The 14,971-nt window shown below is 62.1% G+C and carries 17 protein-coding genes; 8 read left to right on the forward strand and 9 right to left on the reverse strand.

Going from position 1 to position 14,971, the window contains the following annotated elements; all coding sequences use genetic code 11:
• Positions 1 to 5 precede the first annotated feature (5 nt).
• The 6 genes from metK to hisS form a co-directional block, all read right to left on the reverse strand.
• The gene (gene metK, locus O2N64_RS03315) at positions 6 to 1,214 is read right to left on the reverse strand and encodes a methionine adenosyltransferase (protein ID WP_271078868.1); all 1,209 of its coding nucleotides are present in this window, start codon (positions 1,212 to 1,214) and stop codon (positions 6 to 8) included.
• Between the two features lie 50 nt (positions 1,215 to 1,264).
• On the reverse strand, positions 1,265 to 2,884 hold the full coding sequence (gene lnt / locus O2N64_RS03320) for an apolipoprotein N-acyltransferase (RefSeq protein WP_271078869.1): 1,620 nt from the start codon (positions 2,882 to 2,884) through the stop codon (positions 1,265 to 1,267).
• A gap of 42 nt (positions 2,885 to 2,926) precedes the next feature.
• Complete coding sequence (locus O2N64_RS03325) at positions 2,927 to 3,619, reverse strand: DUF4167 domain-containing protein (protein ID WP_271078870.1); 693 nt, start codon at positions 3,617 to 3,619, stop codon at positions 2,927 to 2,929.
• Positions 3,620 to 3,813: 194 nt separating this feature from the next.
• Positions 3,814 to 4,668, reverse strand: coding sequence for a peptide chain release factor N(5)-glutamine methyltransferase (gene prmC, locus O2N64_RS03330; protein ID WP_271078871.1), 855 nt, complete (start codon positions 4,666 to 4,668; stop codon positions 3,814 to 3,816).
• Between the two features lie 82 nt (positions 4,669 to 4,750).
• Positions 4,751 to 5,818 carry a peptide chain release factor 1 gene (gene prfA / locus O2N64_RS03335; RefSeq protein WP_271078872.1) on the reverse strand — a complete coding sequence of 356 codons (1,068 nt, stop codon included), beginning with the start codon at positions 5,816 to 5,818 and terminating at the stop codon, positions 4,751 to 4,753.
• Positions 5,815 to 7,209, reverse strand: a complete 1,395-nt coding sequence (gene hisS / locus O2N64_RS03340) for a histidine--tRNA ligase (protein WP_271078873.1) — start codon at positions 7,207 to 7,209, stop codon at positions 5,815 to 5,817. The genes prfA and hisS overlap by 4 nt, the downstream gene beginning before the upstream one ends.
• 142 nt (positions 7,210 to 7,351) lie before the next feature.
• Between hisS and ppa the strand changes: the two genes are divergently transcribed.
• Together ppa and O2N64_RS03350 are read left to right on the forward strand one after the other, a co-directional pair.
• Positions 7,352 to 7,882 carry an inorganic diphosphatase gene (ppa, locus tag O2N64_RS03345; RefSeq protein ID WP_271078874.1) on the forward strand — a complete coding sequence of 177 codons (531 nt, stop codon included), beginning with the start codon at positions 7,352 to 7,354 and terminating at the stop codon, positions 7,880 to 7,882.
• A 229-nt stretch (positions 7,883 to 8,111) separates the two neighbouring features.
• Positions 8,112 to 8,408 carry a hypothetical protein gene (locus tag O2N64_RS03350; RefSeq protein ID WP_271078875.1) on the forward strand — a complete coding sequence of 99 codons (297 nt, stop codon included), beginning with the start codon at positions 8,112 to 8,114 and terminating at the stop codon, positions 8,406 to 8,408.
• Between the two features lie 64 nt (positions 8,409 to 8,472).
• On the opposite strand, the gene O2N64_RS03355 is transcribed toward O2N64_RS03350, so the two are convergent.
• From O2N64_RS03355 to O2N64_RS03365, 3 genes are read right to left on the reverse strand one after another with little or no spacing between them, the layout of a single operon-like run.
• The gene (locus tag O2N64_RS03355) at positions 8,473 to 8,934 is read right to left on the reverse strand and encodes a hypothetical protein (protein ID WP_271078876.1); all 462 of its coding nucleotides are present in this window, start codon (positions 8,932 to 8,934) and stop codon (positions 8,473 to 8,475) included.
• 9 nt (positions 8,935 to 8,943) lie between these two features.
• Entirely contained in the window at positions 8,944 to 10,350 is a 1,407-nt protein-coding gene (locus O2N64_RS03360; protein WP_271078877.1) for a mechanosensitive ion channel family protein, read from the reverse strand.
• 14 nt (positions 10,351 to 10,364) lie between these two features.
• Positions 10,365 to 10,754: a hypothetical protein gene (locus O2N64_RS03365; RefSeq protein ID WP_271078878.1), complete on the reverse strand. Its 390-nt coding sequence runs from the start codon at positions 10,752 to 10,754 to the stop codon at positions 10,365 to 10,367.
• A 213-nt stretch (positions 10,755 to 10,967) separates the two neighbouring features.
• Between O2N64_RS03365 and lptB the strand changes: the two genes are divergently transcribed.
• From lptB to O2N64_RS03395, 6 genes are all read left to right on the forward strand, one after another.
• Positions 10,968 to 11,732: an LPS export ABC transporter ATP-binding protein gene (gene lptB, locus O2N64_RS03370; RefSeq protein ID WP_271079593.1), complete on the forward strand. Its 765-nt coding sequence runs from the start codon at positions 10,968 to 10,970 to the stop codon at positions 11,730 to 11,732.
• An 18-nt stretch (positions 11,733 to 11,750) separates the two neighbouring features.
• Entirely contained in the window at positions 11,751 to 13,193 is a 1,443-nt protein-coding gene (rpoN, locus tag O2N64_RS03375) for an RNA polymerase factor sigma-54 (RefSeq protein WP_271078879.1), read from the forward strand.
• 172 nt (positions 13,194 to 13,365) lie between these two features.
• Positions 13,366 to 13,617, forward strand: a complete 252-nt coding sequence (locus tag O2N64_RS03380; protein WP_271078880.1) for a cold-shock protein — start codon at positions 13,366 to 13,368, stop codon at positions 13,615 to 13,617.
• A gap of 97 nt (positions 13,618 to 13,714) precedes the next feature.
• Positions 13,715 to 13,972, forward strand: coding sequence for a hypothetical protein (locus O2N64_RS03385; RefSeq protein ID WP_271078881.1), 258 nt, complete (start codon positions 13,715 to 13,717; stop codon positions 13,970 to 13,972).
• Complete coding sequence (locus O2N64_RS03390) at positions 13,969 to 14,211, forward strand: hypothetical protein (RefSeq protein ID WP_271078882.1); 243 nt, start codon at positions 13,969 to 13,971, stop codon at positions 14,209 to 14,211. Before O2N64_RS03385 ends, O2N64_RS03390 begins: the two co-directional genes overlap by 4 nt.
• Positions 14,208 to 14,765 (forward strand): DUF2061 domain-containing protein, encoded by a 558-nt coding sequence (locus O2N64_RS03395; protein ID WP_271078883.1) that lies wholly within the window; start codon positions 14,208 to 14,210, stop codon positions 14,763 to 14,765. The genes O2N64_RS03390 and O2N64_RS03395 overlap by 4 nt, the downstream gene beginning before the upstream one ends.
• The last annotated feature ends 206 nt before the right edge of the window (positions 14,766 to 14,971 follow it).

Raw genomic sequence — 14,971 nt, forward strand, 5'->3', positions numbered from 1 at the left:
TCAGGTCAGGCCAAAGCTGCCTTGAGATCGTCCACCAGATCGGTGCGTTCCCACGGAAAGGCATCCCCTTCTGCCGAGCGGCCGAAGTGACCGTATGCGGCGCTCTGGCGATAGATCGGCTTGTTGAGGCCGAGGTGCGTGCGGATGCCGCGCGGGGTCAGGTCGCCCAGCTTGGCAATGGAGCGGATCGCATCCTCGATCTTGTCGTCTGCCACCGTGCCGGTGCCGTGGGTGTCGACATAGAGCGACAGCGGCTTCGACACGCCAATGGCATAGGCGAGCTGGATCGTGCACTTCGTGGCAAGGCCAGCCGCGACGATATTCTTGGCGAGGTAGCGGGTGATGTAAGCCGCGCTGCGGTCTACCTTGGTCGGGTCCTTGCCCGAAAACGCGCCCCCGCCGTGCGGGCTTGCGCCGCCATAGGTATCGACAATGATCTTGCGACCGGTGAGGCCGGCATCGCCATCGGGGCCGCCGATTTCGAAGCTGCCCGTGGGGTTGATGTGCCACACGGTGTTGTCGGTGATGAAACCATCGGGAAGGATATTGCCAACCACGCCCTTCACATAGGCATGAAGTTCGGCCTCCTTTTCGCCCTTGTCGTAACCCGGCGCGTGCTGGGTCGAGACGACGATTGCGGTGCATTCCACCGGCTTGCCGTTTTCATACCGCAGCGTGACCTGGCTCTTGCTGTCGGGCTCGAGGAAAGGCGCGGTGCCATTCTTCCGGTCGGTCGCCATCTGCTGCAGGATCTTGTGGCTGTAATCGAGCGTCGCGGGCATGAGGTCAGGCGTCTCGTCACAGGCAAAGCCGAACATGATGCCCTGGTCGCCCGCGCCTTCGTCCTTGTTGCCGCTGGAATCGACACCCTGCGCGATATGCGCGCTCTGGCCGTGGAGGTGGTTCTCGAAAGTCAGCGTTTCCCAGTGGAAGCCATCCTGCTCGTAACCGATTTCCTTGACGGTGTTGCGGGCGATCTGTTCGATTTCAGCCTTCTTGCCCGGCAACCAATCGCCATCTTCAAAAACTCCGCGACAGCGAATCTCACCAGCAAGAATGACACGCTGAGTGGCGGTCAACGTCTCGCAGGCGACACGAGCTTCGTTGTCGTGACGGAGCATAAAATCGACGATGGCATCGGAAATCTGGTCGGAAACCTTGTCCGGATGGCCTTCGGAGACGCTTTCGGACGTAAACAGGTAGGATTGGCGCATGTTGGAGATTGCCTTCTCTTTAATTCGAATAGGATATTCAGCGGGCGGCTCTAACCGGCTCTCCGCCCTCTTGCAACGATAGCAAGCGCAAGGAGTGATATTGCCCATAAAAGCGGGAGTATATTGCCCAAACGTGCGAACAGAGTGGGATCGGCCGCGGGCGGAATGATCGCGTCGATCCGGTCCTCCTCGCTCGGCCTGAGATAAGCGCGCACAACGCCGCGCGGATCGATCACGGCGCTATAGCCATTGTTGGTCGCGCGCAGCACGGGCAGCCCCTCCTCAATCGCGCGCATGCGTGACTGGGCGAGAAATTGCGGCGGACCGTTGGATCCGAACCAGCCTTCACTCGACGGGTTGTAAATGTAATCGGGACGCGCATCGCGGTCGACGACTTGGCCGGAGAATATGATCTCAAAGCATATCTGCGGGCTGACGCTGCCGAACTCTTGCAGGTCGAGCGTCTGCGCACCCGGCCCGGGCCAGAAATCGATGGAGCCAGCCACAAGGCGGCTCAGCCCGATCGGCTCAAGCCATTCGCGCATGGGGAGATATTCACCGTAGGGCACCAGATGCGCCTTGGCATATCCGGCAAGGATCTCACCTTCCGGCGAGAGGGCCGTCACCGCATTGCGGGCACCGAGCGCGCGCACATAGCCGGTTTCATCCTCGCCGATTTCCAGATCGATCGCGCCGGTGAGGAGCACACTGTTTTCGCCCACCGTCCCGCCAATACGGCGGCGTGCGAATTCGGGACTGCCGAGCGCGGTGGTCGCATCGTAATAGCGCTGCGGATAGCCGGGGCGCAAATAGTCCGCCATGCCGCTTTCGGGCCAGAGGACGACGCGCGGACCGGATTGCTCGTCAGCTGCGCGTGCGGAAAGCCCGGCGAGCTCCTGGAAATTCGCCTCATAACGGCGCGGGTCGGCAATATCGGGCTGCGGAATTTGCGGCTGCACGATGGTGACCACCTGCGTGCCTTCGCGCGGCGCAGGGGCGGGCCAGTACATCCCAGCGATCAGCAGCGCGCTCACCAGAATACCGACACGCCAGCGCCGCTCCGCCGCCAGCAGCACGAACGCAGTGCCCAGCAGCACGCCGATACCCGACAGCGCATAGGTGCCCATGATCGGAGAAAGCGCGGCAAGCCCCGGCCGGTCGAACGGACCGAGCAGCGCCATCGCAAAGGGATTCCACGGATAGCCGGTAAAGACCCAGCTGCGCAGCCATTCGGCAATGATCCATGCGCCCGCCAGCACAAGGGCAAAGCTCCAGCCCGGTCCGCTACGCACAGCCAGCCGCGCGGCAAGACCGGCGAGCGCGGGGTAGAGGCCGAGGTAGATCGCCAGCAGCGGCACCGCGAGCCAGCCGAGGAAAGCGGGCATTTCCGATTGATAGGTAAAGGCTGTCGCGATCCAGTTGTTGCCGAAAGTGAAATGCGCCCAGCCAAACAACCAGCCAAGCCAGAGCGCCTGCTTCCAGCTTTCACTGCGCGCAATCATCACGGCGAAAAGGCCCATCGCGATGAGAGCGACAGGCCACAGTCCGAGGGGCGCAAACCCCGTCGCAGCGAGCAGGCCAAGGCCGATCGACCACGCCCAAGCGCGGCGCGGCATCGCGTCGATAATCGGATAGCGCCTTTCGGGAGCCTGTGCAGCAGGAGCCGTCATGCCTGAGCCTTCATGCCCCCTGCCCGCCAGACTTGCGCGTGATTAGCCTACTGCCTCGAGCGCTTCTTCGCCGTCATCCTTCGGCTTGCGGCGCGGCTTCAGGCCCCTGCGAGCCTTGGGCGCTTCGTCGCCAGCAGCAGCGTCATCGCCCCGCGCAATTGCCGGCGGCAGCACGCCGGGATCAAGGTTGCCGGCGTCATCGGTAGCGACCTCGTCCTTCTTCTTGCGTGGCTGGCGAGCCTTGCGCTCTTTCTTCGGCTTTTCATCATCGCGGTTGAAGGGATTGTCATCATCCCCCTGATCGCCGCTTTCGCCTTCCTGCCCGCTGTCCTGATCGGGGTCGCCCTTGCGCGGACGACTGTTCTTGCGGCCGCGCGGCTTCTTGTCGTTCTGACGATCATTCTGGCGATCGTCCTGACCGTCATCATCGTCGTCATCGGAGGAATTATCCTGCCCGCGATCGTTATTGCGCTTGGCCTGCGCCTCTTCCTTCTGCGCCTTTGCATCAGCGATGACGCGGAAGTAGTGATCGGCGAACTGCAGGTAATATTCGGTCTGCACCCGGTCGTCATTCAGCTGCGCTTCCTGCGCCAGCTTCTTGTACTTGTCGAGCAGCTGCGGGGCATTGCCACGCGCGCGGCTGTCGATCCGGTTGTTCTGCATGGGGTTGCCGCCGCCACGATTGTTGTTGCGACCACCACCACGGCGACGATTGTTATTGCGATTGCTATTCAAAGGAACTTCGCTTCCTTGTTGCGATCCCCGGCCTTTTCGGCGCGACGATTTGCGCTTTTGCGCAAGGCACCCAAACGGGTGCGTGTTAGCCCTTCACCTGCATAGTCCTGTGGCGGTCATCCCGCCTCAGCCAACAAATGTCGGTAGTTGCGGCGGAGAGCAAATCTGTCTGCATCTCCTGCCTGATTCGATAGCTAACTACTCGATTCGGCTTTGCCAAGCCTTAATCGCAAGATCACCGCACGATCGCGCCCGGCCAGATCCTGGCGGACTTGCGCGGAAAATCCGTGATTGTTCGCTATTTCAGATACTTGCGCTTCTTGATTAGCTCCGATCTCGAGCACCGCGACGCCATTTTCTGTCAACAGATCGGGCAGCTGCGGTATCAATATCCGGTAATCATCGAGTCCATCTGCGCCAGCAAACAGCGCTTCGGCAGGTTCATAATTGCGCACATTGGGCGCAAGATCGGCATCGGTCTCGACATAGGGCGGATTGGCAATGATGAGGTCGAACCGGCCCAGCTCGTCGGCCCAGCCCGCTTGCGTCCAGTCGCCCGGACGAATGTCGGCACGGCCGGCGAGACCCAGTTCCTGAGCATTCCTGCTGGCGATGGCACGCGCGGGCTGCGAGCGTTCGATGCCGATTCCCTGCGCCTCGGGCAGCTCGGCCAGCAGCGTCAGCAGCAGCGCGCCGGAGCCTGTACCAAGATCGAGCACACGCCGCGCATCGGGTGCTGCGCTCAGCGCCGCGTCGACGACACTCTCGCTGTCAGCGCGGGGGATCAGGACGGCGGGAGTGACGCGAAACGGGCGCCCGTAAAACTCCTGTTCGCCGATGATATGGGCGACCGGCTCATGCTGCGCGCGGCGGTCGAGAAAGTCCGCGAACGAAGCGGGGGTGGCTTTGTCCTGATGCCGCAGCAACAGGTCCGAACGCGAACAGCCGAGCGCATGCGCCATCAGCAATTCGGCATCCAGACGCGGCGTATCGCTGGTGTTGCTGAGCAGCTTGGCAGCCTGAATAAGCGTTGTCCTGACTGTTGCCATACCCCGTTCCGTTCGTTCTGAGCTTGTCGAAGGGCGACCGCGCCAACGCCCTTCGACAAGCTCAGGACGAACGGCTGTTGGTTTAATCCGCAAGCGCCGCCAGCCGCTTGGCCTCGTCCTCGGCGATCAGCGCATCGGTCAGCTCGCTCAGCCCTGGTCCAGCGAGCACTTCATCGAGCTTGTGCAGCGTCAGCCCGATCCGGTGATCGGTCACGCGGCCTTGCGGGAAATTATAGGTGCGAATGCGTTCGGAGCGGTCGCCGCTGCCGACCATCGCCTTGCGCGCCTCGGCCTCGGCCCCATGAGCCTCCTCGCGCCGCTTTTCGTAAAGCCGCGCGCGCAGCACTTTCATCGCCTTGTCCCGGTTCTTGTGCTGGCTGCGCTCGTCCTGCATCGCGACGACAATGCCGGTGGGCACGTGGGTGATCCGCACCGCGCTATCGGTGGTGTTGACGTGCTGTCCGCCCGCACCGCTGGAGCGGTAGATGTCGATGCGCAGGTCGTTGTCGTCGATCGAAACATCGACCTCGGTCGGCTCTGGCAGCACCGCAACGGTCGCCGCGCTGGTGTGGATGCGCCCGCCGCTTTCGGTGACAGGCACGCGCTGTACGCGGTGCACGCCGCTCTCGAATTTCATTTTGGCGAACACGCCTGAGCCGGTGACGTTCGCCACGATTTCCTTGAAGCCGCCGACTTCGGCTGCGTTCATGCTCACCGGCTCAACTTTCCAGCCGTTCTCCGCCGCGTAGCGTTCATACATGCGGAAAAGATCGCCCGCGAACAGCGCCGCTTCGTCCCCGCCCGTGCCCGCGCGGATTTCGAGCATCGCGGGGCGCTGGTCGGCGCTATCCTTGGGCAGCATGGCGATGGAAAGCGCGCGCTCGGCCTGCGGCAACGCCTTCTTGAGCGTCTCCAGCTCCTCCTCCGCCATGGCTTTCATTTCGGGATCGGCGAGCATTTCGGTGAGTCCCGCGATTTCCTCGCGCATGGCCTGCACCTCGGCAGCCGACTTCGCGACCGGCTCCAGCTCGGCATAATCGCGCGAAGCCTGCACGAAGGCCTCGCCCTCCAGCTGCCCAGACGCCATCCGCGCCTCGAGCTCGGCGAAGCGGTTGGCGATCTGGTGAAGGCGTTCGGCTGGGATGGTCACAGGGGATCGACGATCTTGCCTGAGGGGAGCGTCCAAAAGACACTACCTTCAGGTTTAATTGGCATACGATCCGCTAAGGCTGGCGGCGAACCATTCTCGAACCCGTCCCAATCCTCGAACAGAAAGTCCGCAATCACCTGTGGCAAAAGTGGTGCATGCAGGGGAGCTTGCTCGCCTGTCTTCATGGCCTTCAAGGTGACTTGACTAGCTGCCAATTCTTCATCTCCAATGACCACAGCATAACGAGCCCCAGCAGCATCTGCTCTGGCCATGCGCTTCTTCACCTTTCCGGTGGCGAATATCTCGGTCCGGTTTGAAGCATCGCGCAGCTTCCGGGCAATCTTTGCCGCTTCCAACTCGGCTGCTTCGCCCATTGGAATTATCGCAACGTCCAGTTCGTCTTGTGGGGCAGTCTCCCCAACCAGCATCGCCAGCCGCTCGATCCCCGCAGCCCAGCCCACCGCAGGCGTCGGCGCGCCGCCGAGGCTTTCCATTAAGCCATCATAACGCCCGCCGCCCAAAATCGTGCTCTGGCTACCCAGCGCATCCGCCGCCGCCGAGCCCTCATCCGGGATGAACTCGAACGCGGTGTGGCGGTAATAGTCGAGGCCGCGCACGAGGCTTTCGGCGCGCACCCATTTCACGCCTGCCGCATCGAGCCCACTCGTCACCGCATCGAAGAACGCCCGCGCCTCATCCGACAGGAACGCGTCAATCTTCGGCGCATCGGCGACGAATTTGCGGTCGCGCGGGTCTTTCGAGTCCAGAATGCGCAGCGGGTTCTTTTCGAGCCGCTCCTGCGATTCTTCGGAAAGCTCACCCTTCACCGCGCTGAAATACTCCACCAGCGCCGCGCGCCATGCTTCGCGGCTGTCGCCATCGCCCAGCGTGTTGAGGTGCAGCGTCACGCCCTCGATGCCCAGTTCGCGGATCACCTGGTCGGCCATTGCCAGCAGTTCGACATCGGCCTGCGGTTCGGCTGCGCCAATGATCTCAGCGTCGATCTGGTGAAACTGGCGATAGCGGCCCTTCTGCGGGCGCTCGTAGCGGAACAGCGGGCCGTGCGTCGCGACCTTGAGCGGCGCATGCTGCTGCCAGCCGTTGGAGAGGTAGGCGCGCGCAATCCCGGCCGTAAATTCGGGCCGCAGCGTGAGCGAGTCCCCGCCGCGATCCTCGAAGGAATACATTTCCTTGGAGACAACATCGGTCGTCTCACCAATCGCGCGGCTGAAAACCTCGGTCTTCTCGAACACCGGCATTTCCACGCGGCGGAAGCGGTAGAGCTTGCGCACGCGCTCGAATGTTTCGACGACGAAAGCGAATGCCTCCGCCTCGGGTCCAAAAATATCCTGCGTTCCGCGGATCGCCTGCGGTGTATTGCCTTTTGCCATGGCGCGGCATCTAGGCAGGTTGCGCGCCAAGGGCAATTCCCCAACGGATGTTCGGGTTGGCAGAATGTCTAACTTGCGCTAGGCGGCGCGACAGTTTTGGGAGGGGGTGTCTTCAGATTCCACAAGGAACGGAACACCACCAATGCGTATCGAACATATCCCGACGGGCGACAATCCGCCGGAGAGCCTGAATGTCATCATCGAAGTCCCGACGGGCGGCGAGCCGGTGAAGTACGAATTCGACAAGCAGTCGGGTGCACTGTTTGTCGACCGCATCCTGCACACGCCGATGCGCTATCCGGCCAATTACGGCTTCGTTCCGCACACGCTGTCGCCCGATGGCGATCCATTGGATGCGCTGGTAATCGCCCGTTCGCCTTTCATGGCCGGCTGCGTCGTCCGCGCGCGCCCGATCGGCGTGCTGAACCTCGAAGACGAGCATGGCGGCGATGAAAAGCTGATCTGCGTGCCGGTCGACACGACTTTCCCGTATTATTCGGACGTTGGCGAAACCAAGGATCTGCCCAGCATCATCTTCCAGCAGATCGAGCACTTCTTCACCCACTACAAGGATCTCGAAGCCGAAAAGTGGGTCCGCGTTGGTGCATGGGGCGATGCCGCCGAAGCCAAGCGCGTTGTCGTGGAAGCCATCGAGCGCGCGAAGCAGGGCTGATCTATCGGTGCGACTCGCGTGTGGGCGAAGCAGGGAAATGCTTTAGCCCCACGCGCGGGCGCGTGATTTTGCGTAATAAAATTTCGCACGGCTTTTCAATGCGATAGTTAACGCGCCCAAGCGTTCAATTGGCGCGACCTACGCAGTCGTCCGGACTTAATATAATCCGATTCAAGGGCTTATCCTCATCCTCGTCCGCACTCAGCGGTCGCAATAATGAGGACTGACCATGATGAAGAGAACCATGATCGCCGGAGCAGCGCTGCTCGCAGCAATTGCCGCACCAACGGCTGTCGCCAATTCGAGCTACACGCCCAACCCGACCAAGCCGTTTTCCTACATCGACAATTATTTCAACGGCGCTTACCAGCAGGTCGGCTACTTCATCCAGTATTGCGACGGTACAACCGAAGCGGCGCGCAAGCCGGGCGAGAATTACTTCTACATCGAGATCGACGAAGGCTCCTGCCTCGGGGATTTGCCATTCCCCGGTGGCGGTGGTGGCGGTGGCCCGGGCGGTTCCTGATCCTTCATCACAGTGCTAGAACCGGCTGAGCGATCGGCTGGCCAAAAAGCTCCCGGGCGTTCCGCTAAGCGCCCGGGAGTTTTTGATTCAGGTCTTCTCTGAAGTAAAGGCGCGCGTGGTTTTCCGGGTTGGGCGGCGGATCGGCACGGTCGGCTGCTTCATTCAGCAACCATTCTACCTCGCGATCTTTCACATCGCCCGGCCCCTCTATCACATAGTGATACATGCCCTTGTTGGCCCGGCGCAGCAGTTCGTCGTAGTCGATCATCCGGTCACCCTGCGGGAAATCATAGGTGACCCAATATCCGTGAAAACTGACGGTCACGATGGTGTGATCGAGGCTCATTCCCGGCGTGTGATGGATGCGAAGCAACCCGTCGCTTTCATCGACGATACGATTGGCCGTCGGCATGGCCTGGACCACTGCCCGCAGCGCCTCGCGACCGATGGCCGCGAGCTCAGGGCCCTGCCTGTCGATCAGGGCATCGAGACGCTGGAGAGGGGAAAGGTCACTGCGATCATTCATCGCACCCGGCTATTCCACCGGGCGTGAGGAGTCGAGCAGGTCATCTGCCTGATCGCCGCCTGAGCTATCGCGCTCTTCCTCCACCATCCGGGCGACTTCGTCTTCCGGCGCGACATCCACATCGACGTCAGTCGGGGTGGGCGTCGGAGCGGCGGACGGAGCTGGTGCGGGTTTTTGTGCGGGCGCCGGTGCGCGCGCCGGCTGATCGCCACTCTCGCCCACATTCTGGAACGGCAGTGTCGCGGTGCGCTGGTCGAAGCGCAGGCGGTAGATTGGCTCCGGAAGGGCAAAGCCTGCATCCTCCAGCGCGACCTTGGCAATCGCGATGGCGCGGCTTTTCGCCTTGTTGAAGTCGGCCTCGCGCTGGTCGATCCAGCCGAGGAATTGCAGCACGACATTGGAATCGCCGACCTCGGTAATGCGGACTTCGGGTGGCGGATCATTGAGGACGAATGGCATGGCCGAGAGCGTGTCCCGGCCGAGCTGGCGCGCCGCCTCCGCATCGTCATCGGCATCCACGCCGAGCACGAAACCGAACCGACGCTGCGGGTTGCGGGTATAGTTTAGGATGGTGCCTTTGAAGACCGTGCTGTTGGGGATGCGCAGATGGTTGCCTTCCAGCGTCAGGATCACGGTCGCACGGCTGGTCAGGCGGATCACGCGGCCCTCATGCGTGCCGTCGATCACGATGTGATCATTCGCGCGGAAAGGTTGCCGGAGCGAGAGCATCAGGCTGGCGACGTAATTCTCCACCGTATCGCGCATGGCAAAGCCCAGCGCGAGACCGATGACGCCCGCTCCGCCCAGCACCGCGCCCATCAGCGCGCCTGCTCCGATCATGTCGAGCGCGACAACAATGCCGAGTACGACGAAGACGAAGCGGATCGCGCTGACGATCAGCTCGGCCAGAAAGGCGTTGGGGGTGATGCGATTCCACAGCGGACGGAAAGACGCGATGAGATAGCCGAGGAGGCCAATCGCAATCGCCACGATCAGCGCCAGCCCTGCAAGCGGGAGCATGCGCCAGAGGTCGGCAATGCGGTCCTCTATCCCGCCGATCCCTTCGCCGAGATCGACCGATACATCGCGCTCTATCGAATTTTCGACCGTCACGACGCTGTCGAAGCCCAAGGCAATGGCCTCCGCGCGCGCAATCGCTGCGTCGTCCGGCGCAGTGCCGGACAGGGTCACCACACCGTTGCTAGTACTCGGCGTCACGCCCGCAAGGCTTGGCACATTGGCAAAGATTTCGCTGAGGCGCGCAGTGATGCGCTCGTCCTCACCCTCCCTTTGCTCGGTTTCCATCGAGCGCGGCTCGGGCGCGGCGGCGGCATCCACGGCTTCAGCCGCCGCATCGCCGCCCGGCACTGCGGCCAGAACCGGCGCGGCCAGCGCGAGCAGAACGCCCGCCAGCACAATGGAAAATAGCTTCAGAGGAGCGCTGCCACGCCCTTGAACAGAAGTGTCAGGCCAATCGGCAAGCCAATCACGCAAAGCCAGAATAAGCCCATCTCCTTCCTGAACATCGGTGCCAGGGTCGCATCATCAACCCCGCTTGCAGTCAGCTGTTCCCACCGTCGCTCGAGATAGCGACAGCCCGGAATGATGGCGATCACCAGCACGACGAGCGCGAAATAGGGCAGCACCGAGCCGCCACTGCTTTTGAGCTGGGTCATCGTCCAGAAAATATGCATGCCGGTGTACACCAGCAGGCCATAAGCGATGTGATCGCTTGCCTTGCGGTGCCATGTGGTGCCGCTGTGCTCTGCCTGTTCCGCCCGCTTTTGCGTTTGCGAAGTATCGGCCAGCGCCTTTGCCATTGCGCGTCTCCCTCTCCAGAGAATCGGGAGCCTAGTCCCAAGCGGGGCATAGTTGCAAGCGCATCAACCAAATGTTCAGCAGCGGGACGGAAAAAGAGAGGCCATGCAGGAATCTTGCCAAACACCCTTCAAACGCCGCGAAAGCGTGCCTATGGAGAGGCTATGAGCTCGCTCGACAATGATCTGATCGATGAAGAGGCACTGGCCGAATCCATGGCCGAAGCGCCCTCCAACGCCGCGCCGGACCTGCCCGAAAGCGGCGGGCTGGAAGTGGTCTCCATCGCGAAGAGCTATGACAAGCGCAGCGTACTCTCGGACATCTCGCTGACGGTGGCGAAAGGCGAAGTGCTCGGCCTGCTCGGCCCCAACGGCGCGGGCAAGACCACCTGTTTCTATTCGATCATGGGTCTGGTGAAGCCCGATAGCGGCCGCATCCTGATGGACGGCGTCGATGTCACCAAGCTGCCCATGTATCGCCGCGCGATCCTCGGCCTTGGTTACCTCCCGCAGGAAACCAGCATTTTCCGCGGCATGACGGTGGAGCAGAATATACGCTGCGTGCTGGAAATGGTGGAGCCGGACAAGGACGTGCGCGAGCGTGAACTCGAACGCCTGCTCGATGAATTCGGCCTCACCCGCCTGCGCGAAAGCCCGGCCATGGCGCTTTCTGGCGGGGAACGCCGCCGCTGCGAAATCGCCCGTGCGCTCGCCGCGAACCCTTCGATCATGCTGCTGGATGAGCCCTTTGCCGGGATCGATCCGCTCTCGATCAGCGACATTCGCGACCTGGTGAAAGACCTCAAAAGCCGCGGTATCGGCGTGCTGATCACCGATCACAATGTCCGCGAAACCCTCGATATCGTCGATCGCGCCTGCATCATCTACGGCGGCCAGGTGCTGTTCGCAGGCAGCCCGCAGGAGCTGGTGGCGGACGAGAATGTGAAGCGCCTCTACCTCGGCGACAATTTCGAGCTGTGATGCTGGTCAGGTAACCCTATGGCACTCGGCCCGAGACTGGACCTCAGGCAATCGCAATCGCTGGTGATGACGCCGCAGCTGCAGCAGGCGATCAAGCTGCTGGCGCTGTCCAACCTCGAGATCGAGACCTTCATCGGCGATGCGCTGGAAAGCAATCCGCTCCTCGAAGCGGGCGAGATGCGCGAGCGCGACGGCGAAGAACCCGCCGAACCCGAACTACACGATTCCACTCCGGGAGACGGCGATTCCGCGCTCGATATCGACGAGAGCGCACTGGACCGGGACCGCGACACCGGCGACTGGTCCGAAGCCATGGCATCGGGCGGCGGCGAGGATTCGGGTTTTGACCTAGAGAACCGCGAAGATGTCGCGCTCAGCCTCGCCGATCACCTTGAGCAACAGGTGGGTGCCTGCGCGCCGTGCCAGCACACTGCCTTTATCGCCCATCACCTGATCGCCCAGCTGGATGAGGCAGGCTATCTCACCGCCAAATTGCACGACGTCGCGAATGCACTGAACGTGCCGCTCGCCGATGTCGAACGCGCGCTCGAATGCGTGCAGAGCATGGACCCGACGGGCGTTGGCGCGCGCGATCTCAGCGAATGCCTCGCGCTGCAGGCGAAGGAGGCCGATCGTTACGATCCGTGCATGGAAGTGATGATCAACAACCTCGATCTCATCGCCAAGGGAGCCTTCGCGCAGATCAAGCGCATCTGCCGCGTCGATGACGAGGATCTGGCAGACATGCTGTCCGAATTGCGCAGCTACAATCCCAAGCCCGGCCTCGCGTTCGGCGGCAGTGGCGCCAGCGCGGTGGTGCCCGATGTGCTGATCACCGAAGGCAAAGGCGAGAGCGCATGGGACATCAAGCTGAACGAAGCGACCCTGCCCCGGCTTGTGGTCAATCGCAGCTATTACCTTGAACTGAAAGAGGGCTCCCCGGGCAAGGACGCGAAGAGCTGGCTCAATGAAAAGCTCGCCGATGCCAACTGGCTGATCAAGGCATTGGACCAGCGGCAGAAGACCATCCTCAAAACCGCCGCCGAGATCGTGAAGCAACAGGACGGTTTCTTCCGCAAAGGGGTGAGCGAGCTGAAACCCCTCACTCTCGCCAAGGTGGCCGAAGCCATCGAAATGCACGAAAGCACCGTCAGCCGCGTGACGAGCAACAAATTCCTCCACTGCGACCGCGGCACCTTTGAGCTGAAATACTTCTTCTCCAGCGGCGTGGCCTCGGCAGACGGCGAAGGCGCGAGCGCCGAAGCCGTCAAGGCCCGCATCAAGGCGCTGACCGATGCCGAGGACCCGAAGAAGATCCTGTCCGACGATGCTCTGGTGGACCTGCTGAAGGCGGAAGGCTTCGACCTCGCGCGGCGCACCGTGGCGAAATATCGCGAGGCTATCGGGATTGGCTCGAGCGTGCAGCGGCGCAGGGCGAAGAAGCTGGCGGCGTTGAGTTAATCGGTTGAGAGCCATTGTAATTCAGGCCCCTCGCCACCATCTATAGATCAGCTACCAGTCGCAATAGACGGTCTGACCGGCGCCAGGACGCGCCCCTTTTTCCATCCTTTGAGCCTCCTAGCCGCAGCCGTGGCCAATACTGGTGCGCTGCACTCTCCAGGAAGGAAATATCATGGCCCATTTCGGCAACATCAAATCCTACAATCAGGACAAGGGTACCGGCACGATTATTCCGGAAAAGGGCGGCGATGCCCTGCCTTTCAAGAAGAAGGACCTGCAGCAGGAAGCTGAGGCTCCGAAGGTCGACCAGCGCTTCTCTTACGAGACAGCCGAAGTCGATGGCGGGCACAAGCGCGCCACCAACCTGCAAATGCAGGCCGAAGAGTCCACCCACGAGGAACAGGCCCGCAATCAGCAGGGCTGATCAGGCATAATGCAACCGGCGCGGCACCGTGGCAGCAATGCTCGCGGTGCCGAGCGGGTCCCCGCCCCGATCCTCCGGCTCCTTGAAGGAGGCCCCCATGTCAATGAACGAACTGCTCTACGATCACCAGCTCGCCATTCTGCGTGCGCAGCATGCGGCGCTTGGCGAGGGCGATCTGGACCTGCGCGATCGGAGCCATCTCTTCGCCCAGCGGATAGCCGACTGGCGCAGCGGCCAAAGCCTGCCGACCGTGGGCTGGCCCGGCCACGCTGAGGATGGCCAACGGCCCGAAACGCACGCTGGGACCGAAACGCTCACCGCGCAAACGCCTCCCGCTGCAAAGGTCACACCATGAATATCGAGCAAGACAGCCTGCGCTCCAGCCCCTTCGGCACCAGTGAATGGGAAAACGAAGGCGGCAGCACCGCACCTCCTCCCGTGCCCGAGAACCTGCCCAACGGCGTGAGTGCCAGGTGGGTCCTCGAATACCGCGTTGGCGAATATCGTTACACCAGCCTTGCCGATGCGAAATCCGAACAGCAACGCCGCAACCGCATGGCGGACAAGGCAAAGGCTGAGGCGCGGAGCAGTTGAGGGAACACGCACAAGGGCCCTTTTTCGGGCCGGAAGCCCCTTCGCTCGCGCCGCGCAAGCACCCGCGCATCAAGCGCTGGCGCTCCATCGCCAAGGCCGTTTCGTGGCGGACGGTCGGCACGCTCGACACACTCATCCTCTCCTACCTGCTGATCACCTATCTCGGGCCGTTTTTCGGTATCGAGCTGGCGCAGGAAGACGCGGTCAAGACCGCCGGCCTGATCGCCGCGACCGAAGTCGCGACCAAGCTCATCCTCTATTTCCTCCACGAACGCGCGTGGCAGGCGATCCAGTGGGGCAAGAACCCTGCGAGCGAACGCAGCCGCGAAACGATGCGGCGGACGACGGTGAAAACCGCCCTGTGGCGCACCATCGCCTCGCTCGACACTTTCCTGCTCGCATGGTTCTTCACCGGCAACGCCGCAACCGCCCTATCCATCGGCGGGCTGGAGATTTTCACCAAGCTGATCCTGTACTTCATCCACGAACGGGTGTGGGGCAGGTTGCCGTTCGGCATCGAGAAGGCTGGGGGCAAGGTGGCTGCTGCGGGGTGAGGGGCTAGTTTCCTCGGCATGAAGATATGGTTTGAGGCAGGCGGTTAGTGGGAACGTCCAGCCCGGATCAGCGATTAAACCACATGCTGCCAAATTATTTTTCGAGCGTCCCACCGCTTTCGGAGTAAATTTCTGCCCGATCCAGCCCAATTTTCAACACCTGAACTGTTTGCAATTTGCGCGGGATGCGCAGCAATCATCGCGCT

Source organism: Aurantiacibacter sp. MUD61 (genome assembly GCF_027912455.1).
Classification (GTDB): domain Bacteria; phylum Pseudomonadota; class Alphaproteobacteria; order Sphingomonadales; family Sphingomonadaceae; genus Alteraurantiacibacter.

Coding starts and splice junctions, on each gene's coding strand:
- O2N64_RS03385 (WP_271078881.1), top strand. CDS start 13,715: ATGTCAATGAACGAACTGCTCTACGATCACCAGCTCGCCATTCTGCGT.
- prmC (WP_271078871.1), bottom strand. CDS start 4,668: ATGGCAACAGTCAGGACAACGCTTATTCAGGCTGCCAAGCTGCTCAGC.
- lptB (WP_271079593.1), top strand. CDS start 10,968: ATGGCCGAAGCGCCCTCCAACGCCGCGCCGGACCTGCCCGAAAGCGGC.
- lnt (WP_271078869.1), bottom strand. CDS start 2,884: ATGACGGCTCCTGCTGCACAGGCTCCCGAAAGGCGCTATCCGATTATC.
- O2N64_RS03350 (WP_271078875.1), top strand. CDS start 8,112: ATGATGAAGAGAACCATGATCGCCGGAGCAGCGCTGCTCGCAGCAATT.
- O2N64_RS03365 (WP_271078878.1), bottom strand. CDS start 10,754: ATGGCAAAGGCGCTGGCCGATACTTCGCAAACGCAAAAGCGGGCGGAA.
- O2N64_RS03380 (WP_271078880.1), top strand. CDS start 13,366: ATGGCCCATTTCGGCAACATCAAATCCTACAATCAGGACAAGGGTACC.
- metK (WP_271078868.1), bottom strand. CDS start 1,214: ATGCGCCAATCCTACCTGTTTACGTCCGAAAGCGTCTCCGAAGGCCAT.
- hisS (WP_271078873.1), bottom strand. CDS start 7,209: ATGGCAAAAGGCAATACACCGCAGGCGATCCGCGGAACGCAGGATATT.
- rpoN (WP_271078879.1), top strand. CDS start 11,751: ATGGCACTCGGCCCGAGACTGGACCTCAGGCAATCGCAATCGCTGGTG.
- ppa (WP_271078874.1), top strand. CDS start 7,352: ATGCGTATCGAACATATCCCGACGGGCGACAATCCGCCGGAGAGCCTG.
- O2N64_RS03355 (WP_271078876.1), bottom strand. CDS start 8,934: ATGAATGATCGCAGTGACCTTTCCCCTCTCCAGCGTCTCGATGCCCTG.
- O2N64_RS03390 (WP_271078882.1), top strand. CDS start 13,969: ATGAATATCGAGCAAGACAGCCTGCGCTCCAGCCCCTTCGGCACCAGT.